The sequence below is a fragment of the gamma proteobacterium symbiont of Lampromicra miyakona genome, assembly GCF_059730895.1.
The window spans coordinates 3,521,038-3,545,354 of record NZ_AP035932.1 but is presented as its reverse complement, the minus strand read 5'-3'; the positions used below and the strand labels follow the sequence as shown (position 1 = coordinate 3,545,354).

Sequence of the window (24,317 nt, the reverse complement as noted above, 5' to 3'; positions counted from 1 at the left end):
CGCAGAGCCAGCAGGAAGATGCACAAGCCTGGGTAAAAGTGTGTCAGATGTTTACGGTGGAGCGGCTGCGTCAGGAATGCGGGACGGGGCGTTGACCGGCTAATAAACGTTGCCCGATCGGTCCCCTCTCCCGCGCGCAGGCATTAACCGTTGCTCGATCGGTCCCCTCTCCCGCGGGCGGGAGAGGGTTAGGGTGAGGGCGAAGGAAGAGCGAGGAAAATCAATCCCCCAGCAGCACCGACTCCAGCGCGATCTTAATCATATCGTTGAACGTCGTCTGACGCTCTGCCGCGGTGGTTTGCTCGTGCGTACGGATATGATCCGACACGGTACAGATGGTCAGCGCTTTGGCACCAAACTCTGCCGCCACACCATAGATGCCGGCCGCTTCCATCTCCACACCGAGGATGCCGTACTTCTCCATCACGTCGAACATCTGCGGGTCCGGCGTATAGAACAAATCAGCCGAGAAGATGTTACCGACGCGCGCGTCCACACCCAGCGCTTTAGCTGCGTCAACCGCGTTACGCACCATGTCGAAATCCGCGATGGCGGCAAAATCGTGATCTTTGAAACGCATGCGGTTAACTTTTGAGTCGGTGCAGGCACCCATACCAATCACCACATCACGCAGTTTCACGTCTGCACGCACTGCACCGCAGGAACCCACACGAATGATCTTCTTCACGCCGAAATCGGTGATCAGCTCTTTGGTGTAGATCGAGCAGGATGGGATACCCATACCGTGGCCCATCACGGAGATTTTGCGGCCTTTGTAAGTCCCGGTGAAGCCCAGCATGCCGCGTACGTTGTTCACTTCGACAACATCGTCGAGGAAAGTCTCGGCAATGTGTTTTGCACGCAGCGGATCGCCTGGCATCAGCACCACGTCCGCGAAATCGCCCATTTCGGCATTAATATGAGGAGTTGCCATTGTTGTTCTTCCTTATCAAAAAGTGGTGGCTGTTTTACAGCAAGCTTTTGCCGTAGTCCATGCTGGACAGGCCAAAATAGCTGGCGATGGTCTGGCCGATATCGGCGAAGGTATCGCGGTAACCCAGCGAGCCCGGTTTTACTTCTGGACCATAGATCAAAATCGGGATGTGCTCGCGCGTGTGCTCTGTGCCATGCCAGCTCGGATCGCAGCCGTGGTCAGCGGTGAGGATCAGGATATCGCCCTCTTTCACCAGCGCCATCAGCTCTGGCAGACGACGGTCAAACAGCTCCAGCCCACCGGCATAACCGGCGATATCGCGGCGATGGCCCCAGGTCGAGTCAAAATCGACGAAGTTGGTGAACACTATCGAGTTGTCCGGCGCCTTCTTCATCTGCTCAATGGTGGCGTCAAACAGTGCATCCAGACCGGTGGCTTTAACTTTTTGCGTGATGCCCTGCTCCGCGTAGATATCAGCGATTTTACCCACTGAAATCACTTCGCCGCCCTTCTCATCCACCAGCTTTTTCAGCATGGTCGGTGCCGGTGGTTCGACCGCCAGATCGTGACGGTTACCGGTACGCTGGAAGTTACCGGCTTTATCGCCGACAAACGGACGCGCGATTACGCGGCCGATGTTATAGCCGCCGTTGGTCAGCTCTTCACGCGCAATTTCACACAGCGCGTACAGGCGATCGAGGCCAAAGGTCTCTTCATGACAGGCAATCTGGAACACCGAATCTGCCGAGGTGTAGAAAATCGGCTTGCCGCTTTTCATGTGCTCCTCGCCCAGCTGGTCGAGAATTACCGTGCCGGAGGAGTGGCAGTTGCCGAGGTAGCCCGGCAGATCGGCGCGTTTTACCAGCGTATCCAGCAGCTCCTGCGGGAAGCTGTTCTCTTTGTCGCTGAAATAGCCCCAGTCAAACAGCACCGGCACCCCGGCGATTTCCCAGTGGCCGGACGGCGTATCTTTGCCCGAAGAGAGTTCGCTGGCGTAGGCGTACGCGCCGATAATTTCCGCCTGCGGATCCAGTCCCGGCGGGAAGCGGCCGGTAGAGAGTTCCGCCGCTTTGCCAAGGCCGAGCGCGGTCATGTTGGGCAGATGCAGCGGACCTTCGCGGCCTTCATTGGCGCGGCCTTCAAAGCACGCTTCGGCGATATGGCCGAGCGTATCCGATCCTTCATCACCGAATTTATCGGCGTCTTTGCTGGAACCAATCCCGAAGGAGTCGAGAACCATAATAAAAGCACGTTTCATGCAAGTCTCCTGCGCCATAGCGCGATGACAAGTCAAAAAAAAGCGATCAGATCAGTATACCCGAACGGCCGCTGCCTGGCACGCAGTTACGCCACTATTCGCTGATGCGGCGATACACCACCGGCGTGGCCTCCGGAGCGTGGTCGCTGAGCGTTATCGCCGCTTTCACTGCCGCAGCGGCCTGCTGCCACTGCGCTTCCGATGCGGCATGAATCACCGCCAGCGGCTGCTGCACATTGACTTCACTGCCCAGCGTGATCATGTCGCTGAGGCCCACGCTGTAATCAATGCTGTCGCTGGCGCGCTGACGGCCACCGCCCAGCGCCACCACCGCCATGCCCAGCGCCCGCGTGTCCATGGTGCTGACGATGCCGGGACGATCGGCGTACACCGCTTTGCTCAGCATCGGTGCCGGCAGGTAGCGGTCCATCTGCTCGATGAAATCCGTCGGGCCGTTCTGCGCCGCCACCATGCGGGCAAACACCTCAGCCGCTTTACCGTTATCCAGCACCTGCTGCAGTTTTTGCCGCGCTTCGGCTTCGTTCGCCGCCAGTTTGCCGGAGATCAGCATCTCAGCGCACAGCGCCAGCGTGACCTCCAGCAGCCGCGGATTGCGCGCCTCGCCGGTGAGGAAATGCACCGCTTCGCGCACTTCCAGCGCATTACCGGCGCTCGATGCCAGCACCTGATTCATGTCGGTGAGCAGCGCGGTGGTTTTGCATCCCGCACCGTTGGCGACGCCGACAATCGCCTGCGCCAGCTGCTGCGAGGCCTCAAAGGTTGGCATAAACGCCCCGGATCCGACTTTGACATCCATCACCAGCGCGTCTAATCCTTCGGCTAATTTTTTGGCGAGGATCGAGGCGGTGATCAGCGGAATAGAATCCACAGTGGCGGTGATATCGCGCGTGGCGTAGAACCGCTTATCCGCCGGCGCCAGCGAATTGGTCTGACCGATAATGGCAACGCCGACCTGTTTGATGATCTGACGGAAGCGATCGTCGCTGGGGAAGATATCAAAGCCGGGAATGGCTTCCAGCTTATCCAGCGTGCCGCCGGTGTGGCCGAGGCCGCGCCCGGAAATCATAGGCACGTAGCCGCCGCAGGCCGCCACCATCGGACCCAGCATCAGCGAAGTGACATCGCCCACGCCGCCGGTCGAATGTTTATCAACAATCGGTCCGTTGAGATTCAGCGCCTGCCAGTTGAGCACCGTGCCGGAATCGCGCATCGCCATGGTCAGCGCCACGCGCTCTTCCAGGTTCATGTCATGAAAATAAATCGTCATCGCCAGCGCGGCGATTTGCCCTTCAGACACGCTGTTATCACGCACGCCGTTGATGAAAAAGCGGATTTCCGCTTCGCTCAGCGGCTGACCGTCGCGTTTTTTACGAATAATTTCTTGTGGCAGGAACAAGGTTGCCTCCCCGGAAAAGCGATGTATCGCTGAATGACAGCCGCCAGTTGCGCAGCAATGCGCACCTGACGGCAGTGACGCCGTGGGCCGCCATTTTAGCGACCGCGTGGATCAATAACCGGCTTTGCTGGTCGCCGTAGCGTGACCCAGGGTATTCAGCAGGCTGGCTAACAGGCTGGAAGCGCCGAAGCGGAAATGACGCGCATCCGCCCAGCCGCTGCCGAGGATGTCGTCGGCCAGCTGCAGGTAGATAGCGGCATCTTCCGCCGTGCGCACGCCGCCAGCCGGTTTGAAGCCCACCTGCTGCTGCACGCCTTTGTCACGGATTACCTGCATCATGATCGCCGCCACCTCTGGCGTGGCGTTGACCGGCACTTTACCGGTAGAGGTTTTGATGAAATCCGCGCCGGCATCGATCGCGATTTCGGACGCCGCACGAATCAGCGCTTCCTCTTTCAGCTCGCCGGTTTCGATGATCACTTTCAGCAGCACGTTCGCCGCCGCGCAGGCCTCTTTACAGGCTTTTACCAGCGCAAAGCCGACGTCACGATTACCGGCAATCAGCGCACGGTACGGGAACACCACGTCAACTTCATCCGCGCCATAGGCGATTGCCGCACGGGTTTCCGCCAGCGCGATGTCGATGTCGTCGTTACCGTGCGGGAAGTTAGTGACGGTCGCGATACGAATTTCCGGCGTGCCCTGCTCGCGCAGCGTCTTACGTGCAATCGGGATAAAGCGCGGATAGATACAGATCGCCGCCGTGTTACCGGCCGGTGATTTCGCCTGATGGCACAGCGCGATCACTTTTTCATCGGTGTCGTCTTCGTTCAGGGTGGTCAGGTCCATCAGTTGCAGCGCGCGCTGCGCGGCCGCGTTCAGATCGGTCATGGTGCTCTCCAAAGTCAGGCCGGTGAAATCTGCTCACCGGAGAATGTGATAATTATAACAAACCACGCCGCGTGGAATTGCGAGGTTTGTCACAAGGAAAAGGAAACCGCGCTCTGATATACATGCATTTAGCGATTTTAATCACATTAAATCGCTATTTTGCCGAACAGCGCGGCATGATGCCATTGTGATTATTATCACAAATGTTGCCGCAAAAAGGTATCGGATATCGTTAAAGCGTAGTTAATTTGCGACAGAGCGGGAGTTGTCAGCAGATCATCAGAAGTGGCAGAGGCGTTGCAGCGACGCGATTCATCGCGCAAGAAATTGCGCCGCTGGCACAATTGCAACGGCCATTAACCGTGATGGCGCTATTAGATAAAGTGAGAGGGCGGCAGGCGCAGGATCAATACTCAATCCGGCAGGGCGAACAAACGCAGGCTGTTGTGCCACAGCGCATCGGCGATCTCATCGGGCGGTTCCGGGCGCAGCTGGCACAATACTTCGAACACATTACGCGCGCGCTCCGGGCGATTTGGCTGGCCCTGAAAACCGTGCAGCGGCATATCCGGCGCATCGGTTTCCAGCAGCAGCGCCTGCAATGGCAGGCTGGCGATGGTGTGGCGGGTTTTGCTGGCGCGCGTATAGGTAATGGTGCCGCCGACACCAATCGCGTAGCCAAGGGCGATGAAACGCTCCGCCTGCTGCTGGCTACCGGCAAAGCCGTGCACCACGCCGCGTCGCGGCACGTCGTGACGGCGCAGATGCTGCGCCAGCTGATCGTGCGTACGTCGCGAATGCAGGATCACCGGCAAATCATAGCGCCTTGCCAGCTTCAGCTGCGCCTCCAGCAGCCGGGTTTGCCGCGCAAAATCCGGCGCTTCCATATACAGATCCAGCCCGATTTCCCCCATCGCCACGCGTTTTGCATCCGGCGTTTGCAGGTACTGCTCAAGGCGATCGAGATCGTCATCCTGATGTTGCGCAATATTGATCGGGTGCAGCCCGAGCGCGCTATACAGCGCCGGATGCTGCTGCGCCAGCTGGCTCACCACGGCAAAACGGCTGGCATCCACGCACGGCACGATGATGCGTTCCACACCCGCCTGCGCCGCCTGCGCGATACTGTGTTCGGCAGCGGTGACAAATGGCGGAAAATCAAAGTGGCAGTGGGTGTCGATAAATCTCATGCCAGCGATCCTGCATCGTAATCGGCGTCATTGCCCGCCAGCGGCGGCGTGCTGACCGGCCGGTTATCCGGCGCGTTGGCGACGGCGGCTGGCGGCGTCACGGCAATCGGTCGCGCCAGCGGTTCAGCATCGCTCAGCCACTGGCCCAGCGTCGCCAGGAAATAGCGCCCGCTGCGGCGGCCCAGATGATAATCCTGATTCAGTGACGCCAGACGACTGCCCAGCGCCATGCTGGCCAGCGGCTTTGGCGGAAAGATTTCAATGATGCGCAGATTATCCGGCGGCTGTTCAATAAACTGCTGAATCTGGCGGTAGCTCTCTTCGTGCTGATGCAGAATATTGATCATTGGCTGCAGGGCGCTGTCGCTCAGCCAGCGCTCCATGCGTTTAAACCACTTCGGCGTATACGCCATCTGTGACGGCACGGTACGGATCACCACAATGGTATCGGCGCCACGCCGCGCCGCTTCGCGCACCGGAATGGCGTCGCTGATGCCGCCGTCGAGATAGCTCACGCCATCCATCAACACGCCGCTGCGGTAGAAACCGGGGATCGCGCTGGAAGCCTTAATGATGTCATGCCAGGTCAGGTTGGTGGGATTGAAATACTGCGCGCTGTAATCATCGCTGCGGCAGGCGCACATGTAAAATTCGCTGCCTTTGGCAAACAGGCTTTCGGCGCTGCTCAGCGCCAGCGGGAACTCCTGTTTAGTGATATCCACTAACCAGTCAAGATCGATCAGGTGGCCACCGCGTACAAAACGCAGCGGATCGAAAAACAGTTTACTGGTGGTGTAACGGGTAATCACGCGCCGCGCATAACCGGGCTGAGCACAGACAAAGGCTGAAAGGTTTTGTGCACCGGCTGAGGTGCCGAGCATTAACTGAAAGGGGTTAAAGCCTGCGCGCTGAAATTCATCCAGTACGCCCGCCGTGAAGATGCCGCGTTGCCCGCCGCCTTCGCAGACCAGTGCGATCTTTTTGGATTTGAATGGCGTGAGTGCCAGTGGCTCAAAGGTGTCCAGCGACACCGGGATGCGTATTCCCAATGGATGTCCCTCAGTGTTTGCTGCTCTGAGGGAGGCGCTCAATCAGCATCCCGGAGAACCAGTCATTGTCGTTCCCTGACCAACCGCATCCTGCAATCGTCGCGGCGCACCTTCAATGGTGGCAATGACTGGCCTCCGCTTTATGTGACTAGCGGGTTAACATGGTTAACGCAGTGGGTCAGGGTCGTTTGCGCCCGGTAAACAGGCTCACGAGGAACAGAATAATACCGACAATAAAGACAATTTTAGCTGCCCATGCTGCCGTACCCGCCAGACCGCCAAAACCTAATGCTGCAGCAATCAGAGCGATGACCAGAAAGATAATACCCCAACGAAACATAAGCCTCTCCTTTACCATAGTGAAAATCGAACTGCTTATTCTTCACATCACTGTTTTTAATACGAAACGGCACCGTTGGTGATGCCGTTCCGGTTGCGTTAAGATTTCACCTTGAGGTCATTCTTCACGCTTTTCACGCCTTCAATGGCTTTGGCGATCTTCTCAGCCCGATCGGACTGGGCCTGATTCGCCACTTCCCCGGACAGCTGTACCACGCCATCGGTGGTTTCCACCTTCACGTTGCGCGATGGCACAATGTCATCTGCTAAAAGTTTAGCTTTTATTTCACTGGTGGTTGCTGCATCACCTGCATAACCTTTCAATGAACTCTGTTTGCTGTCTCTGACATGTAGTTTGTCGCTGACGGATTTAACCCCTTCCACCTTCTGCACCAGCGCCACAGCCTTCTCGGCCTGGTCCTGCGAGGTGACAAAACCGCTCAGCGTCACCACGCCTTGCTGCGTTTTGACGGAGATATCCGTACTTTTAATCGCTTCATCGTCCACCAGCGCGGCTTTGGCTTTGGCGGTGATGCCGCTGTCATCCATAAAGCCATCGACTTTTTTCATAGAACTATCGATTTTGGAACCCGCGCTGCTGCTGGTATCAGCCGCCATTGCCGCGCCGCTTAACAGCGCAGTACCGGCCAGTGCAGCAATCAGGGTTTTAGCAATCTTAGTCTTATTCATCGATATCATCCTTCTATCAGTTAACCCACTCGCAACCGCGAATGCGCCAGCAACACACCACGTTGCTGCGTGATGGACGTAATCAGACCCACAGGTCCATTTTCTCGTCCGACAGAATAATCATAGTAGGGATTACAGCTTTTGCTGGCTTTTGTGGTTGATATCTCGCCAAAAAGCGATAACCGCAGCGCAATTAAGAGGAGTCTGTATCGGAGAAAACCGGGCGGCAGAAAGCAGCAGCCCGGTGAAGACGGCGAACTTAGTGTTCGCGCGTTTTACGGAAGGTCACGTCAGGATAGCGCTCCTGCGTGATGTTGAGGTTGACCATGGTCGGGGCGATATAGGTGAGGTTGTCACCGCCATCGAGCGCCAGGTTGATCTCGTTTTTGCGCTGGAAATCGTCGAACTTCTTCGCGTCGCTGCATTCAACCCAGCGGGCGGTCGACACGTTGATGGCCTCGTAAATCGCCTCAACGTTGTACTCGCTCTTGAGACGCGCCACGACCACATCAAACTGCAGCACGCCCACCGCACCCACGATCAGATCGTTGTTGTGCACCGGACGGAACACCTGCACGGCGCCCTCTTCCGACAGCTGGACCAGCCCTTTCAGCAGCTGTTTCTGCTTCAGCGGATCGCGCAGGCGAATGCGACGGAACAGTTCCGGGGCGAAGTTCGGAATACCGGTGAACTTCATGGTTTCGCCCTGGGTGAAGGTGTCGCCAATCTGGATGGTGCCGTGGTTATGCAGGCCGATGATATCGCCCGGATAAGCTTCCTCAACGTGCGAACGGTCACCCGCCATGAAGGTCAGCGCGTCGGAGATCACCACATCTTTACCGGTACGCACCTGACGCAGCTTCATGCCCTTCTCATATTTGCCGGACACCACGCGCATAAAGGCCACGCGGTCACGGTGTTTCGGGTCCATGTTGGCCTGAATCTTAAACACGAAGCCGCTGAACTTCTCCTCTTTGGCTTCGACTTTGCGGGTATCGGTCTGGCGCGGCATTGGCGCCGGCGCCCAGGCAACCAGACCATCCAGCATGTGATCGACGCCAAAGTTGCCCAGCGCGGTACCAAAGAACACCGGCGTGATTTCGCCGCTCAGGAACAGCTCTTTGTCGAACTCGTGCGATGCGCCCTGCACCAGCTCCAGCTCGTCGCGCAGCTGCTGCGCCAGCTCTTCGCCGACGGCCGCGTCCAGTTCCGGGTTCGCCAGCCCTTTTACCACGCGCACTTCCTGAATCGTGTGGCCTTTGCCGCTCTGATACAGGTAAGTTTCATCGTTGTAGAGGTGATACACGCCTTTGAACAGCTTGCCGCAGCCAATCGGCCAGGTGATCGGCGCACAGGCGATTTTCAGCTCGCTCTCGACCTCATCCAGCAGTTCCATCGGGTCGCGAATGTCGCGGTCCAGTTTGTTCATAAAGGTGATGATCGGCGTGTCGCGCAGACGGGTTACTTCCATCAGCTTGCGGGTACGATCCTCAACCCCTTTCGCGGCGTCGATCACCATCAGGCAGCAGTCCACCGCCGTCAGCGTACGGTAGGTATCTTCCGAGAAGTCTTCGTGCCCGGGGGTATCCAGCAGGTTAACCAGGCTGTCGCGATACGGGAACTGCATCACCGAGGTGGTGATGGAGATACCGCGCTGCTTCTCCATCTCCATCCAGTCTGATTTGGCATGCTGGCTGGAGCCGCGACCTTTAACGGTACCGGCGGTCTGGATCGCCTGTCCGAACAGCAGGACTTTTTCGGTGATTGTGGTTTTACCGGCGTCCGGGTGCGAGATGATCGCAAAGGTCCGGCGGCGCGCCACTTCTTCTAAAAAGGGAGCAATAGACATGAGTGAATTCTTCTTCAGGGCAACGCGCGAGCGGCGCGCTGCGAATAAATCATTCCGGAGCCAGTCCGGCGGATAACGGTGCCAATGGCGACGCATGCGCGTCGGGTCACAGCAGGGTGTGTGCGATCTACATTGGCGGCAGTCCGGTTATCCCATCAGCATTGAGGCGGCATAGCATACAATATTTCAGCAGGCGGGGGAATCTGCGGCAGGATGAGACGATGCTCGCGCAGTTCAGGACATGTCTTGTAAACACTAAGCGATGTCTGGCTGAGAATGCCTGTCCGGAACCGTCACCCCGGCAAGGACAGCAAAATGACTCTACAGCTTAACCCACATACCTACAGCCCGTCGCACCGAAACGCCGCCCTGTCGTCGTCCGCGCAGATGTACCGCAAACCCGGCGAGATGCTGCTGATCAACGCGCCGGATAACCCAGTGCTGCCTGCCACCGGCCGCGCTGATTTTTCCCGCAGCAGCCTGCCGGCGCACCTGCATTATCTGCTCACGCCGCGTCCCGGTTTTTCTGCCGGTCAGCATTTTGTCCCGGAGTATCCGTACATGCTGGACGCCGCGCTGTCGGTCACTGCCCGCCGGGGCGCGGTGTCGTTAGCACCGTATCACGCCGACAGCGACAAGTGCGCGCTGGTGATTGAGCGGCAGACGCTGGTGAAGTTTGATCTGCCGCCGCTACACGATTTGGTGCTGAGCTACATCGGTCTCAACACCTACTTTAGCGAAGTGCGCTTCTACAACCGTGCCGGACGCATCGTGGCGTTTCGTCGCCTGAACGCCAGCAAAAAGCGCCACGAAGTATTCTGCTTCGCTGGCATGAAGCCGGTCTCACTGGTGATTGAGACCAGCCAGCACAGCTCGATTTTGCTCGATGAGATGGTGTGGAATCAGACCGTGGGCGTGGGCGCGCGCTGAGGCGCGTTATCCCAGCATGCGCACCACCGCCGCCTTGAAGATCTTCACGCCGATCTCCAGCGAACTCAGCTCAAAGCGCATCTGCGGATGGTGCAGTCCCGGCACCAGATTGGTTCCCAGCCCCCAGAAACCGGCTTTCACCTGCGGATTTTTCACCGGATAGTAGAAGAAATCCTCGCTGCCCGGCGTGGTTTTCGCCGCCAGTAATCCCTGCTCGCCGAGCACATCGACAATCGCGGCGCTCAGCAGCGCGGTGGCATCGGCATCAATTTCCGCCGCCGGCATCTCTTTCAGCACCACCACTTCAGCGGTTGCGCCCAGCGCGGCCACGCTGTGCTGAATCGCCTGGCTGACTTTCTCTTTAAGCAGTTCCATCGGCGCGTTCTCCTGCGAACGCAGATCCCACACCACGCGCGCCTCGTCCGGCACCGAGTTGGTCACGCCGGCGTCGCACAGGAAGCGCGTCGCTTTTACGCTCCAGGTGAGGCCCGGTGCCAGATGAATGCTGTTCACCGCCTGCACCGCCTGGACTGCCGCATCAAGCGCGTTGACGCCGAGATGCGGTCGCGCGGCATGGGCCGGAACACCTTTAATGGTGGCCTCCAGCGTGCTGCACGCTGAATAGATCACCGCAGGCGTCGCCTGCCCGACCTGGCACTCCTCCAGCGGGCGCAAATGGAAGCCGAGGATCATCTCCACGTCATCCAGCGCGCCGCCCTCAATCATCGCCAGCGCGCCGGCCCCCAGCTCTTCAGCCGGCTGGAACAGCAGCTTCAGCCGCCCTTTTTTAATAGCGCCTTCCTGCAGCAGCTCCTGCGCGGCGGTCAGCACCACCGACGAGTGGCCGTCATGGCCGCAGGTATGGCGGGCGCAGGCAACGCCGTCGATCACGTGCCCGAGCGCATCCATGTCGGCGCGCAATGCCAGCACCGGGCCCGGCACGCCGCTGTCGATCTCCGCCACGATACCGGTGGTCTGGTTGATGCCGCGCGTGACCTTAATGCCAGCCTGTTCCAGCTGGCCGGCGATGTAGGCCGAGGTTTTAACTTCCTGAAACCCCAGCTCGGGGATTTCATGCAGAAAATGGTAGTGATCGAGAACTCTGGACACCGTTTCGCTCCTAAACAAAAAAACGCATCACGAACATAGCGATAACCGCATTGATAATGCTGGTGAGCATCAGCAGCGGCCAGTATTTTTTCGGCACATCAGCAACGCCCAGCAGGCGGCCCATGTACTGCAACTGTGACCCCATAAGAAAAATCGCCGGCGCGAGGATGGTGATGTCGGTACCGCTCAGCAGGCCTTTCGCCATCAGGCTCACCGCCACCCCGACGCTGGCCGAGGATGACAGCCATGCGGTCAGCAGCACGGTGATCGCCTCGCCGGGCAAACCGAAAATCCCCATCAGCGGCGCAAACGCGTGGCCAAGAAACTGCATGATGCCGAGCAGATTCAGCACTTCCGCCAGTACGTAGGCCATCACCACATTGGGCATCAGATTGTGAATAGCAATATGGAAGCCTTTACGCGCGCCGACAATAAAAATATCAAACGGATTATTATTGACCCGCGTCTGTACGTTATTTGACATCAGCAAAATCCTTCTTATAAACACTGTTTAACACAAAACGGACAAATGCCGCACCGACGAATTTCAGCACAAACATCAGCAGCAGCGGAATAATGATTGGTGCACTCATGGACGCAAATAGCGCCGAGCCAATGGCAAAATAATTATTGATCAGTCCGGCACCGGAATATTGCCAGGCGCTCATCACCACCAGCTCTTTTTTACCAATTTGCTGCTGATCCGCCATCTCTTTGGTGAGCGCCGCGCCGGCATCGGTACTTTGCAGATCGGTAATCAGCGCCAGGCCGCAGCGTCCCGGCAACCCCATCAGCGGTTTCAGCAGTGGCGTCAGCAGCGTGTGGGCGGCACGAATCGCGCCGTAGTGGGTGAAAATCTCCAGCACGCCCAGCGCCAGCATCACAGTGGGTGCCAGCGACAGCGCGAACAGGAAGCCGGCTTTAGCGCTGATGCCGCCGGCGCCGAGAAAGGTGGAACCTGATTCTTTGATGGTGCCAAAGCTGCCGCCCAGCGTGGTGAAATCAAACGCGCCCAGCCAGCTAAAGCCTTCGACCTTATAAAGCAAACCGGAAAAAAACAGTATTGCCAGTATCAGCGCGAGATAATTTCCGGCGCTTGCCGTGACCGTTTGTGGCGCGGCCATGATTTTTTCTTCAGACATCTTTTCTCCTGCTGGCCCTATTTCTGCCAGACGTGGTTGCAATATACGGAACTATTTACCAAGCAGGATTTATGCCAACGCGCACTTTCTTTAATTTCGCTATGGCTAATTTTGTTCAGTAACAAGCAGCAGCCGGAATAAGCGTTTATATCGCCGTGCCAGCTTTATTGCTGGTCGCGCCAGTGCTTATTTTATCGGCGGGTTGACTGGCGAAGAAGTGATCGGTGCAGTTGTACGCTGCACCGCCAGCAGGCAACGCAGCTGCACTAAAACAGTGCTGCGGACTGTGAATGAAAATTAGTCAAAGTTGAGAATTCTTCGCATTCAACTAGCGGAATAATTCCATTTATAATCAATAAGATAAATTCAACTTTTTTACGAAAAAACCTTCACAAAAAAGTATAGATTGATGCATAATTCGCCGTACTTCACCTGACAAATTAAAAAGGACTCAGCCATGTTAACCGCTGAAATGACCTCACGCCTGAACGACCAGCTTAACCTCGAATTCTTCTCCGCCAACCTCTATCTGCAGATGAGTGCCTGGTGCAGCGACAAAGGCTTCGAAGGTGCCGCCTCCTTCCTGAAAATGCACTCGCGCGAAGAGATGCAGCATATGCAGAAGCTGTTTGATTACGTCAGCGATGCCGGTTCACTGCCGGTGCTGGGCAGCATCGCCGCGCCGGCGGTGAGCTGGACCTCGCTGAATGACGTACTGGAAGAAGCGCTCAAGCACGAGCAGCTGATCACCAGCAAAATCAACGAGCTGGTGCACGCCGCGCTGACTTCGCAGGATTACTCCACCTTTAACTTCCTGCAGTGGTACGTTGCCGAGCAGCACGAAGAAGAGAAGCTGTTCAAAACCGTGCTGGACAAGCTAGCGCTGGTGGGCAACAAAGGCGAAGGTCTGTTCCTGGTGGACAAAGATCTGGGCCGCATGAACGTCGAAGGCCACGGCCAGTAAAAATAATAAAGATTATGCACAGCAGCATGCACAACGCCCGACTCTGTCGGGCGTTTTTTTTGTGCTTACTCCAGCGCCTTCAGTCTGAGCTCCGACGGCTGTGGCCGGCCAAACAGGTAGCCTTGGAACAGCGTACAGCCCTCTTCGCGCAGGCGGACAAACTGCTCATTACTCTCCACGCCCTCTGCGGTGATCTGAATATCCAGGCTGCGGCTCATGCCGGTAATCGCGCGGATGATCGCCAGCGCCTCGCGGCTGTCGCCCATATCATTGATAAATGACTTGTCGATTTTGATCTTATCGAACGGGAACGAACGCAGATAGCTGAGCGACGAGTAGCCGGTGCCGAAGTCGTCGAGCGCAATCTGCACGCCCAGTGTTTTCAGGCTCTGCAGCGTGCGGATATTGCCGAGCGTATCATCCAGCAGCACCGATTCGGTGATCTCCACCTCCAGCCGATGCGGCGCCAGGCCGGATTCGCGCAGCGCGCCCTCCACCACCGACACCAGCGAGCTGTTCTTAAACTGCAGCGGCGACAGATTGACCGAGACCGACTGTTCGGTTTCCCAGCTCTGCGCCTCGCGGCAGGCTTCGTACAGCGCATAGGCGCCGAGCATATGGATCAGCCCGGTCTCTTCGGCAATCGGAATGAAGTCATTCGGCATGATCAACCCTTTGATCGGATGATGCCAGCGCATCAGCGCCTCATAGCCAATGATGCCGGTCTCGTTGGTGATCGGCTGATAGTAGAGCTTGAGCTGCCGTCCGGTGATCGCCTCGCGCAGATCGTTCTCGATCACCCGGCGGCTGCGCGCCACATTATCCATCTCCAGCGTAAAGTGCTCATAGCGGTTACGGCCGTTACGCTTGGCTTCATACAGCGCCATGTCGGCGCAGCGCAGCATGTGTTCCGGCGTATTGGTGGCCTGCGAAGTCAGCGCGATGCCGACGCTCAGCCCGACCGACAGGTTGTGGCCTTCAACATTCACCGGCGGGCGGATCGCCTCGATCAGGCGCTGCGCCACAATCGCAGCCTCATCGGCATTCCGCACGTTGGGCAGCACGATGGCAAACTCATCGCCGCCGATGCGCGCCAGCGTGTCCTGATCGCGCAGTACGCTGCGCAGCCGCTTCGCCACCACCCGCAGCAGATCGTCACCGATTTGATGCCCCAGCGCATCGTTCACGTTCTTGAAGTTATCCAGATCGAGGCACAGCGTGGCGCTGGTCTGGCCCTGCTGCTGATCGACACGCAGCGCCTCGCTCAGCTTCTGGCGAAACAGGATGCGGTTCGGCAGGCTGGTAAGATTATCGTGATGCGCCATGTGACGAATGCGCGCATCGGCTTCGCGCTGATCGGTGACGTCTTCCACAATCAGCATCACGTAATTCTGCCGCATGTCTTTGCCGCTGATGGTGGTGGCGCGCGTGTGCAGCACCCGCTCACCGCCAGCGGTCAGTAACAGCTGCTCGCGCGCGTGGATGCCCTCGCTGCGCAGCGCGATATCCGCCAGGCTGTTGAAGTAATCACTCAGTTCCGCCGACATACATTCGTGTGGCCGCTTATGCATAATCAGCGACTTACTGAAGCCAAACAGCTGCTCGGCTTTGTCATTGACCATCAGGATTTCGCGGCTGATGGCGTCTTCGACGATCACGCAGGAGGGAATGTTGCTGATGATGGTGTCGAGGAAGCCGGAAAGCTCCGACATTTTGGCGCTCTGCGCCTGCGCCAGATCGCGCGCGCGCAGCAGCTGCTGCTCGTGCTCACGCCGCTCGGTGACGTCGCGGGTGATCTTGGCAAAGCCGATCATTTTGCCCTCTTCATCATGAATCGCGTCAATCACCACATGCGCCCAGAAGGCGGAGCCGTCTTTGCGGTAGCGCCAGCCCTCGTCCTCAAAGCGACCGGTTTTCAGCGCGATGCCCAGATTGGCATCCGGCGTACGCGCCTGACGTTCCGGTGAGCCGTAGAACACGGAGAAGTGCTGGCCCACGATCTCGTCAGCCATGTAGCCTTTGGCGCGCTGCGCGCCGACGTTCCAGTTCACCACCCGGCCCTGTAAATCCAGCATGTAGATGGCGTAATCCGTCACGCCTTCCACTAACAGGCGGAAGGTTTTCTCGTATTCACGCTGCTTGCGCAGCAGCGCCTGCTGTTCGGTGCAGTCGCGGGTGATTTTGGCATAGCCGATCAGTTTGCCGGCGTCATCGCGAATCGCGTCGATGATCACGTGCGCCCAGAAGGCGCTGCCGTCTTTGCGATAGCGCCAGCCCTCATCTTCAAAGCGACCGGTTTTAAACGCGGTGGTGAGGTTGCGTTCCGGGATATGGTTCAGGCGATCCTGGGCGCTGTAGAAGCGCGAGAAGTGCTGGCCGACAATCTCTTCGGCCACGTAGCCTTTGGCGCGCTGCGCGCCGGCGTTCCAGTTTTCGACATTGCCGTCGAGGTCGAGCATGTAGATGGCGTAGTCCGTTACGCCTTCAACTAATAAACGGAAACGCTGCTCCTGTTCCTGTTGTTTACGCTGCTGCGCCTGCTGTTCGGTGCAGTCGCGGGTGATTTTGGCAAAGCCCAGCAGTTCGCCGTACTCATCGCGGATGGCGTCGATCACCACGTGCGCCCAGAAGGCGCTGCCGTCCTTGCGATAGCGCCAGCCTTCGGTTTCATAGCGCCCGGTGGCGGTGGCGATGGCCAGACCGCGCTGCGGCGCGCCGTTGCGCCGATCCTCTTCACTGTAAAACAGCGCAAAATTCTTCCCGACGATCTCTTCGGGGGTATAGCCTTTGGCGCGTTGCGCCCCGGTGTTCCAGTTAGCCACCGTGCCATCCGGCTTAATCATGTAGATGGCGTAATCCACCACGCTCTGCACCAGTAGCCGGTACATTACGTCAGAGTTATTGTTCATTGTTGTTCGCCTATGCTGGCCTGGTCTCGATGCGCAGTTAAGATAATTCTTAATCTTCAGGCAGACTTAAACGCAAAAGCGCATCGCTTACAAGCGCAAATCATCCGCAGACAAAAGTTGGTAGTGTGGTTATCGGCAGTGGCGAGAAAATGTTCAGTGGGATAGTGGATTTATTGCGCAAAGTTGACAGCACGCCACACGGAGATTCTCCGGCGGCGTGCTGTCAGGTGGCATTAACTGACGTCATCTGGCGCGTTCAGGTTAAGTGCATGCCGATATAGCGCTCATAACGCGCGGGTTTCACGCGAGACAGATCGACCAGCACCAGACCATCAATGCAGTGATTGAAATCCGGATCGCTGCCGAAATCGATAAACTGCACGCCGCCCGGCTCGCACACTTCCGAATACTGTTTGTACAGCGTCGGAATCGCGGTACCGAGATTAGCCAGCAAATGCTTGAGACGCCGCAAATCGTCGGCGTAGTTATCGCCGGTGAACTGCGCCAGCACCTCCGGCAGCGACGCCGGATAAGGGCGGCGCGACTTCGCCAGCGGCAGGTCGGTCGGAAAGTAGAGACGGTAAAATGCCACCAGCAGATCGCGCGCCGCCAGCGGCATGGTGCCGGAGATTGATACCGGACCGAACAGGTAGCGCGTCTGCGGATAGCGCGCAATGTAAGCGCCGATGCCCATCCATAAATAATCCAGCCCGCGCTTGCCCCAGTAGGCAGGCTGAATGAAGCTGCGCCCCAGTTCCAGCCCCTGCTGAATAATCGGCAGCATGCGCTCGTCATAGTGGAACAGGCTGTCGCTGTAGATGCCCTGCAGCCCGCGCCGTGCCAGCTGCTCGGCGCCGGGAATAAAACGGTAGGCCCCGACAATCTCCAGCGCCTCGTCATCCCATAAAATCAGGTGATAGTAATCATCGTCATACTTGTCGAGATCGCGCCGCCTGCCGCTGCCCTCGCCCACCGCACGGAAGGCGATTTCGCGCAGCCGGCCCAGTTCACGCAGCAGCGGCACCCAGCTGGCCCCGTTGCGCCGCCACAGGTATATCTGTTTGCCGTCCGGCAGCGTCCCGAGCCGTTCACTCTCCAGCAACGCTTTTTTCAGCTCAGCGCGATCTTCCGGGCGGGCGATGGCGGCTTCAGTAAGAAACAGACCGCGCCGTCCCTGACCGATGCGGTACAGATGCTTGCGCAGCCGCTTCGCCAGCTCTTTGCCCGGCGTATGGCCATCGTGCCAGTTGGCGAAAGGAATCTGCTCGCCGATATGCAGTTTGATGCGCGTGCCGCGCTGGCGGAACATTTCGCGCACCAGCATCAGCAGCGCCAGCGGTGCCGCCACCTTCGCCGCGGCGTAAAACGCCAGGCTGTTACGTCCCACCACGTGCACCGGAACCAGCGGCGCGCGGGCGCGGGCAGCGAGGCGCAGAAAACTGTGGTGCCAGTGGCGATCGCGCACGCCGCGGCTCGACAGGCGCGAGACTTCACCGGCCGGGAAGATAATCAGCGCGCCCTGGTTGTCGAGATGCTGCTGCATGCGCGTCAGCTGCTCGCGGCTGGTGCGGTTGCCCATGTTATCCACCGGCAGCATCAGGTTATTGATGGGCTCCAGCATCATCAGCATGCGGTTGGCAACGATTTTCACGTCGCGCCGCACCTGCGATACTGCCGCCAGCAGCGCCAGGCCGTCCAGCGCGCCAAGCGGATGGTTGGCGACGATCACTACCGGCCCGTGCGTCGGGATCTGTTCAAGGTCGCGTTCGCTGAGCTCACAGCGCACATCCAGGTGTTCCAGCACCTGCTCCACCATATCCACCCCTTTCAGATGCGGATAGCGCTGGGCAAAGTCCTGAAACTCTTGTTCACGCACCGCCCACTTCAGCAGGCTTTTCTGCCAGTGCGCTGGCTGCTGGCCTGGCCAGTAAGTATTGAGAAGCTGATCAACGGAAAACATGGTGCACCTTTTTTATACGCAGCGGTTTATTCCCCTGACGTTAAAACGGCTTGTTTTCAGATTTATGACCACGGCAGATGCGGACAGGAAAAAGTATCAGCGCGCTTTGTGCTGGCGCATAAAAAAGTCAAATTTACCTTAAATGAGAATTTTCCAGACAGGACTTAAATCTTATTCTTAAGACCCGTGAATTAATCTGGTCACACCTCTGCTAATGAATTTTCATCGGTGTTTATTCCTTGCGTTCTTTTTTTTGTTTATTTTTGGACTACACATATGATTCATTCGGTATTTATAGTTGATGACCACCCATTAATCTGTGCGGGTATTCAGGCACTGCTGCACGCTTATGACTATTCGGTTGCGGGCATTGCCAACAAAGGCGATTTATTGATTAGCGAATTACATCATGCGCAGCCAGACGTGGTGCTGCTGGACCTGACCATGCCCGGCCGCGCGGGCATTCCGCTGATTGCCGACATTAAACGTATTTTGCCGCAGCAAAAAATCATTGTTTTTACCGCCTCAGAAAGCCTGTTTTATCAACGCTGTTGCCTGCAGTTAGGGGTAGAAGGCTATGTGTGTAAACGCGGCGATTTGGAAACTTTATTGACAGCAATAAAAGAAGTCGAGCGCGGAAAACGTTTTTATCCTGTTACGCACAGCGCAGCGGATGCCGCCGAACTGATTGAAAGCGAGAAATTGATGAGTTTAACGCGCCGCGAATTGATTGTGCTGGTGAAACTGGCCTCCGGGATGAGTAATAAAGAGATCGCCTCACAATTACAGCTGAGCAGTAAAACCATCAGCACTTATAAAATTAAAATTCTGCGTAAGCTCGGCCTGAAAGGGATTAGCGGAATTAATACGGCAGCGCGCGCCAATGAGCTGGTGTGAGTCAAACCCGGCCCGGTCCGCCAGCGTGACGACCGGGCAGCAGGTCAGAGCTTGAGCGGCGGCAGCTGAGAGAACACGCTCAGCAACCCTTTACTCCACAGCTGGCGGATCTGGGAAAAGTAGGGATGCTGTTCGGTGATGTGGTACTGCTCGCTGTCGCTAAAGCTGTCGCTGTGGTAAACCATCGCGTCGAGCGGCAGGCCGACGGAGATGTTACTCGCCAGCGTCGAATCCATGGAGATCAGCGCACACTGCATCGCCTGGCTGAGCGAGGTCTCATAGCGCAGCACGCGGTCAATAATTGGCTTACCGTATTTGCTCTCACCAATCTGGAAGTACGGCGTGTCGACGCTGGCTTCAATAAAGTTGCCCTGCGGATAGATCTGGAACAGCCGCGGCTCTTCGCCGCGAATCTGCCCGCCCAGCAGCAGCGTGCCGCCAAACTCCTCGCCGTCGCGCGCAATCACTTCACGCAGCGTGGCGCCTACCAGCAGCGCAATGTCGTACAGCGAACGCCCGTTGAGCAGATTGGGTTGTTCGCTGTCGTTACAGTTGCGCCGCAGCAGGCTCATCACGCTCTGCGTCGTCGCCAGATTGCCGGCGCTTTGCAGCACCAGCGTGCGCTCATCATCCACCTGAAACACATGCAGTTTGCGAAACGAGGAGATATGATCCACGCCCGCATTGGTGCGTGAATCCGAGACAAAAATCATCCCGGCCGATAAACGCATTGCCACACAATAAGTCATAGTTACGCCTGTTCCGATTACTGCTGCCCGTGCACCTGTTGCACCGCAGCCACCGCCAGCATATCTTCACCGCCGCCGCCCAGACGAATGCCGCGCACCGGACAGGCATCGAGATAGTCGACGCCCACCGCCAGCCGCAAATGCTGCCGCGTACTGCGCGTGTTATTGGTGATATCAAAGCTGTGCCAACTGCCATCCAGCCAGGCTTCAACCCAGGCGTGGGTAGCAACGTGTTCAACGTTGTCAGTATACAGATAGCCACTGACGTAGCGCGCCGGGATCCCCAGGCTGCGACAGCAGGCGAGAAACACGTGGCTGTGATCCTGGCAAACGCCGCTGCCGGCAGCAAACACTTTCGCCGCGCTGTCGCTCACCGCAGTGCTGCCGGGCCGGTACGGCATCTTCAGCAGCAGCTCGTCCATCAGCTTCTCCAGGCTGGCGAGCGGTTTTTCCGCCTGCCAGTAGCGCTGGGCGAAGTCGCGGATCGCCGCGTCCGGCTGGGTCAGCGGCGTAGCGCGCAAAAACACCAGCGGCGACAGCGTCGACTGCGGATCCGGCGCCAGCTCGCTGGCATCCAGAATCTCGACCACGCCGCGCGCGGCAATCTCCAGCAGCTGATGCGGCCTGTCCAGCGTCAGCACGTGCAGCACGTTGCCGTAAGCATCCAGCGTGCGCGTCGCCTCACACGGCAGATCGAGCTGCCACGACAGCACCTGCTGGTGCACCGAATTCTGCGGCGTCAGGCGCAGATACTGGGTGCTGAGTTTTACCTGCTGCTCATAGGCGTACCAGGTTTTATGCTCAATGTTCAGTCTCATTTCGCCTCCAGATAGGTGTGATTGATGCTCTCCGCCAGCGCGTTGATGCGGCTGAGAAAATGGTCCAGCCACGGCTGCAGGCCGTCGCGCGTCAGGCTTTCCCAGGTGCTGAAGCGCATCTCCGCCAGCAGGACGGTACTGAGATAGCGCGGGCGATCTTCGCCGCTGCTGCCGATCTGCTCGAGCTGGAGGACGATCTCTTCAATACAGGAGTGCAGCGAGCGTGGGCTCTCGCTGCGCAGGATCAGCATTTCGTTGACCAGCGGCGGCATCAGCTGCTGCTTAAAGATGGCGTTGTAGGCTTCACGCGCCGATACCGCGCGCAGCAGACTGTCGAGGCAGTAATATTCCCGTACCGTGTCGGGATGCTGCTCCAGCAGCTGCTGGTTAACGCTCAGCAGCCGCGCGGTACCGTCGCTGCGCTCCATCAGTGTGCCGAGACGGATAAAGCGCAGCGCATCGCCGCGCAGCAGCGTGCCGGACATCGCGCCGCGAAACAGATGCGAACGCTCTTTCACCCAGTCAAAGAAGCTGTCGGCACCGGCCGGCGAGATGCCGCGGCGGCGCGTGTTGCGCATCTCAATCCACGTCGAGTTAATGCTCTCCCACACTTCGGATGACAGGCTGCCGCGCACCGCGTGCGCGTTGTTCCACGCCGCCTGCCAGCAGCTGAAAATACTGCTCGGGTTGCGCTCATCCAGCGCGAAGAAGTTAAACAGCTGCGGCATGGTGCAGCGCCCGTTGAGGGTTTCAAACAGCTGACGCGTGCCGGTCAGGTTGAGCGGCAACAGCAGTTCGTCGCCCTGGCGATTGCGCACCGGCATCAGCGACAGGCGATGGGTCACATCCAATACCCGGGCAAGTTGTTCTGCGCGCTCCAGATAGCGCGCCATCCAGTAAAGGCCACTGGCCGTCCGGCTTAGCATGATGTGTCATCCTCCAGCACCCAGGTGTCCTTGGTGCCGCCGCCCTGCGACGAGTTCACCACCAGCGAGCCTTCGGTCAGCGCCACGCGCGTCAGGCCGCCCGGCACCAGCCGGATATCCGCGCCGTACAGCGCAAAAGGCCGCAGATCGATATGGCGCGGCGCCAGACCGTTGTCGATAAAGGTCGGGCAGGTGGAGAGCGACAGCGTATCCTGCGCGATGTAATTATCCGGCCGCGCCAGCAGCCGATCGCGAAACTCGCTCAGCTGCTGCTGGCTGGCGACCGGGCCAATCAACATGCCGTAACCGCCGGCACCGTGCACCTCTTTCACCACCATCTGCGCCAGATTGGCCAGCACGTAGCTCAGATCCTGCGGCTTACGGCACTGCCAGGTGGGCACATTGTTGAGGATCGGATCTTCATCAAGGTAGTAACGGATCATCTCCGGCACGTACGGATAGATCGACTTGTCATCGGCGACGCCGGTGCCGATCGCATTGGCCAGCACCACATTGCCGGATCGGTATACCGACAGTAATCCCGGCACGCCGAGCATCGAATCCGGCCGGAAGGCGAGCGGATCGAGAAAGGCGTCATCCACGCGGCGATAGATCACATCCACTTTGCACGGCCCGGCGGTGGTACGCATCAGCACCGCGCCGTCTTTGACGAATAGATCGGCGCTCTCCACCAGCTCCACGCCCATCTGCTGGGCGAGAAAACTGTGTTCGAAGTAGGCGCTGTTGAAACGTCCCGGCGTCAGCACCACCACCACCGGATCGTTAACCGGCGAGCTTTCGCGCAGCGTCTGCAACAGGTGCGACGGATAGCGCTCCACCGGCGCGATATGCTGCGCGGCAAACAGCTCCGGATAGAGGCGCATCATCATTTTGCGGTTTTCCAGCATGTAGGAGACGCCGGACGGCGTGCGCAGATTATCCTCCAGCACGTAATAGTCGCCATCGCTGTTGCGTACCATATCAACACCGGTAATGTGCGCGTAGATCTGGCGATGCAGATCGACATCCTGCATACAGGGCTGATACTGATCGTTAACCAGCACCTGCTCGGCCGGCACGATGCCGGCTTTGAGAATATATTGCTGATGGTAGATATCGTGCAGGAAGGCGTTGAGCGCCTGAACGCGCTGGCGAATGCCGCGTTCCAGCATCGCCCACTCGCTGGCAGGAATGATGCGCGGCACGCTGTCGAACGGGATCAGCCGCTCGGCACCGCCATCGTCACCGTAGACGTTGAAGGTGATGCCAACGCGATGAAACAGTAGTTCTGCCTCTTCACGTTTACGCGCCACCGCCTCTTTGTCCGCCTGTTGTAACCATTCCCAGTAATGCTGATAGTGAGCGCGGTGCTGACCGTCGCTCTGCAACATCTCATCGTAGAAGGTTGATGCTATCTGGTCGCGTGCTTTCATGTTTTACCCGGCGCTTGTCAGAGGACCTGACTTCTCTCCTGCACAAAGTGTGCCAGAGGCCCGCCGCCGCAACGGCACGCGCGCCCCGAAAGCGGAGCCGCGCCGGATAATCGTTGCCTTGCACCTTACTGGTGCATCAGCTGCTGCGCCACTGGCAGCCAGATTTCGGTCATTGCTCCTTCGCCGCCGGTGAACGGATCGCGATCCGGCAGCGGCACACGCTGGATCTGCTCTTTCGACGCGCGCAGCCGGGAGGGTTCGTCGCGCACAGTTTCCGGTGACATTCCTTCAGGATAGGCGCCAACGGTGAAAAAGTCGTCGGAGGCAAACACCTGTTTATGGCCCACGCCGGCCGGGATCAGCACCGCATCCCCTTCACGCAGCGTCACCATGCGGCCGCTGTCGCCGCCAAACAGCACTTCCGCCCAGCCCGCGCCGACGCCCAGTACCTCATGGGTGTTGGGATGATAGTGGGTGTAAGGAAAAATCGGCGCGCGCCACGCTGCAGGCCAGCCGCTGGCGCTAAAGGTTTTTTCAAACCAGGCCGCGCTGTCCTCCTCCTCTTCCGGCACCACGCACGGCCAGATGATCAGCGGCAGCGGATTATTGGGTACACCGCCGGACGGCAGCGATAACATTAAATGCTGCGGGTTACCTGACGATCCCGCGGAAAAGGTACCGGCGGCGAAAGACATCAGTAACAGCAGACTGGAAGATTGGGCAGACATACTCTTTCTCCGGATAGCCACGTTGCCTAATTGTGGCAAAGCCACCGGGCATTGCAATGTGCGCACACCGGCAAAATTCACATAAAAGAATGATTTAGCTTACTAAAGCCAAATTACTTATTAACATATTTAAC

At 58.2% G+C, this 24,317-nt stretch carries 22 protein-coding genes; 3 read left to right on the top strand and 19 right to left on the bottom strand.

Going from position 1 to position 24,317, the window contains the following annotated elements; translation table 11 throughout:
• Positions 1-220: 220 nt before the first annotated feature.
• The 9 genes from deoD to prfC form a co-directional block, all read right to left on the bottom strand.
• A complete protein-coding gene (gene deoD / locus AC6I8P_RS16700) occupies positions 221-934 on the bottom strand; it encodes a purine-nucleoside phosphorylase (protein WP_021507654.1) in 714 nt (237 codons plus the stop codon).
• Positions 935-968: 34 nt separating this feature from the next.
• Positions 969-2,192, bottom strand: coding sequence for a phosphopentomutase (gene deoB / locus AC6I8P_RS16695; protein ID WP_021507655.1), 1,224 nt, complete (start codon positions 2,190-2,192; stop codon positions 969-971).
• Between the two features lie 94 nt (positions 2,193-2,286).
• A complete protein-coding gene (gene deoA / locus AC6I8P_RS16690) occupies positions 2,287-3,609 on the bottom strand; it encodes a thymidine phosphorylase (protein ID WP_498030789.1) in 1,323 nt (440 codons plus the stop codon).
• Positions 3,610-3,720: 111 nt separating this feature from the next.
• Positions 3,721-4,500: a deoxyribose-phosphate aldolase gene (gene deoC, locus AC6I8P_RS16685; protein ID WP_058770662.1), complete on the bottom strand. Its 780-nt coding sequence runs from the start codon at positions 4,498-4,500 to the stop codon at positions 3,721-3,723.
• A gap of 413 nt (positions 4,501-4,913) precedes the next feature.
• The gene (locus AC6I8P_RS16680) at positions 4,914-5,690 is read right to left on the bottom strand and encodes a TatD family hydrolase (protein ID WP_059009415.1); all 777 of its coding nucleotides are present in this window, start codon (positions 5,688-5,690) and stop codon (positions 4,914-4,916) included.
• Positions 5,687-6,739 (bottom strand): patatin-like phospholipase family protein, encoded by a 1,053-nt coding sequence (locus AC6I8P_RS16675; RefSeq protein WP_031279725.1) that lies wholly within the window; start codon positions 6,737-6,739, stop codon positions 5,687-5,689. Before AC6I8P_RS16675 ends, AC6I8P_RS16680 begins: the two co-directional genes overlap by 4 nt.
• A 178-nt stretch (positions 6,740-6,917) precedes the next feature.
• Positions 6,918-7,079, bottom strand: a complete 162-nt coding sequence (locus AC6I8P_RS16670) for a DUF1328 domain-containing protein (RefSeq protein ID WP_007893192.1) — start codon at positions 7,077-7,079, stop codon at positions 6,918-6,920.
• Between the two features lie 98 nt (positions 7,080-7,177).
• Positions 7,178-7,768, bottom strand: coding sequence for a molecular chaperone OsmY (gene osmY, locus AC6I8P_RS16665; RefSeq protein ID WP_021507660.1), 591 nt, complete (start codon positions 7,766-7,768; stop codon positions 7,178-7,180).
• A 259-nt stretch (positions 7,769-8,027) separates the two neighbouring features.
• Positions 8,028-9,617: a peptide chain release factor 3 gene (prfC, locus tag AC6I8P_RS16660; protein WP_021507661.1), complete on the bottom strand. Its 1,590-nt coding sequence runs from the start codon at positions 9,615-9,617 to the stop codon at positions 8,028-8,030.
• Positions 9,618-9,932: 315 nt separating this feature from the next.
• Here prfC and AC6I8P_RS16655 point away from each other — a divergent pair, with 315 nt between their 5' ends.
• The gene (locus AC6I8P_RS16655) at positions 9,933-10,547 is read left to right on the top strand and encodes a hypothetical protein (RefSeq protein ID WP_282996923.1); all 615 of its coding nucleotides are present in this window, start codon (positions 9,933-9,935) and stop codon (positions 10,545-10,547) included.
• A gap of 6 nt (positions 10,548-10,553) precedes the next feature.
• On the opposite strand, the gene AC6I8P_RS16650 is transcribed toward AC6I8P_RS16655, so the two are convergent.
• Genes AC6I8P_RS16650 through AC6I8P_RS16640 form a run of 3 tightly spaced genes read right to left on the bottom strand, consistent with a single transcriptional unit; the run spans position 10,554 to position 12,799 of the window.
• A complete protein-coding gene (locus AC6I8P_RS16650; RefSeq protein ID WP_058759555.1) occupies positions 10,554-11,657 on the bottom strand; it encodes a M20 peptidase aminoacylase family protein in 1,104 nt (367 codons plus the stop codon).
• Positions 11,658-11,667: 10 nt separating this feature from the next.
• Positions 11,668-12,141: a YjiG family protein gene (locus tag AC6I8P_RS16645; RefSeq protein WP_021507664.1), complete on the bottom strand. Its 474-nt coding sequence runs from the start codon at positions 12,139-12,141 to the stop codon at positions 11,668-11,670.
• Complete coding sequence (locus tag AC6I8P_RS16640; RefSeq protein ID WP_021507665.1) at positions 12,131-12,799, bottom strand: nucleoside recognition domain-containing protein; 669 nt, start codon at positions 12,797-12,799, stop codon at positions 12,131-12,133. Before AC6I8P_RS16640 ends, AC6I8P_RS16645 begins: the two co-directional genes overlap by 11 nt.
• 457 nt (positions 12,800-13,256) lie before the next feature.
• On the opposite strand from AC6I8P_RS16640, the gene ftnA reads away from it, so the two are divergent.
• Complete coding sequence (ftnA, locus tag AC6I8P_RS16635; RefSeq protein WP_058759556.1) at positions 13,257-13,763, top strand: non-heme ferritin; 507 nt, start codon at positions 13,257-13,259, stop codon at positions 13,761-13,763.
• A gap of 65 nt (positions 13,764-13,828) precedes the next feature.
• Here the strand turns inward: ftnA and AC6I8P_RS16630 are convergent, their stop codons facing one another.
• Together AC6I8P_RS16630 and olsF are read right to left on the bottom strand one after the other, a co-directional pair.
• Positions 13,829-16,672: a sensor domain-containing protein gene (locus AC6I8P_RS16630; RefSeq protein ID WP_264240860.1), complete on the bottom strand. Its 2,844-nt coding sequence runs from the start codon at positions 16,670-16,672 to the stop codon at positions 13,829-13,831.
• A gap of 256 nt (positions 16,673-16,928) precedes the next feature.
• Positions 16,929-18,632 carry a bifunctional ornithine lipid synthase OlsF gene (olsF, locus tag AC6I8P_RS16625; protein WP_021507668.1) on the bottom strand — a complete coding sequence of 568 codons (1,704 nt, stop codon included), beginning with the start codon at positions 18,630-18,632 and terminating at the stop codon, positions 16,929-16,931.
• 228 nt (positions 18,633-18,860) lie between these two features.
• Between olsF and AC6I8P_RS16620 the strand changes: the two genes are divergently transcribed.
• A complete protein-coding gene (locus tag AC6I8P_RS16620) occupies positions 18,861-19,529 on the top strand; it encodes a response regulator transcription factor (protein ID WP_264441672.1) in 669 nt (222 codons plus the stop codon).
• A 44-nt stretch (positions 19,530-19,573) separates the two neighbouring features.
• On the opposite strand, the gene AC6I8P_RS16615 is transcribed toward AC6I8P_RS16620, so the two are convergent.
• The 5 genes from AC6I8P_RS16615 to AC6I8P_RS16595 all read right to left on the bottom strand — a co-directional run bounded on the left by AC6I8P_RS16615 (position 19,574) and on the right by AC6I8P_RS16595 (position 24,183).
• Positions 19,574-20,278 (bottom strand): proteasome-type protease, encoded by a 705-nt coding sequence (locus tag AC6I8P_RS16615; protein ID WP_031279727.1) that lies wholly within the window; start codon positions 20,276-20,278, stop codon positions 19,574-19,576.
• 17 nt (positions 20,279-20,295) lie between these two features.
• Positions 20,296-21,096, bottom strand: coding sequence for a transglutaminase family protein (locus AC6I8P_RS16610; protein WP_264441673.1), 801 nt, complete (start codon positions 21,094-21,096; stop codon positions 20,296-20,298).
• Complete coding sequence (locus AC6I8P_RS16605) at positions 21,093-22,022, bottom strand: alpha-E domain-containing protein (RefSeq protein ID WP_264441674.1); 930 nt, start codon at positions 22,020-22,022, stop codon at positions 21,093-21,095. Before AC6I8P_RS16605 ends, AC6I8P_RS16610 begins: the two co-directional genes overlap by 4 nt.
• On the bottom strand, positions 22,016-23,455 hold the full coding sequence (locus AC6I8P_RS16600; RefSeq protein ID WP_021507673.1) for a circularly permuted type 2 ATP-grasp protein: 1,440 nt from the start codon (positions 23,453-23,455) through the stop codon (positions 22,016-22,018). Before AC6I8P_RS16600 ends, AC6I8P_RS16605 begins: the two co-directional genes overlap by 7 nt.
• Before the next feature lie 125 nt (positions 23,456-23,580).
• Positions 23,581-24,183, bottom strand: a complete 603-nt coding sequence (locus AC6I8P_RS16595; protein ID WP_021507674.1) for a hypothetical protein — start codon at positions 24,181-24,183, stop codon at positions 23,581-23,583.
• Positions 24,184-24,317 lie beyond the last annotated feature (134 nt).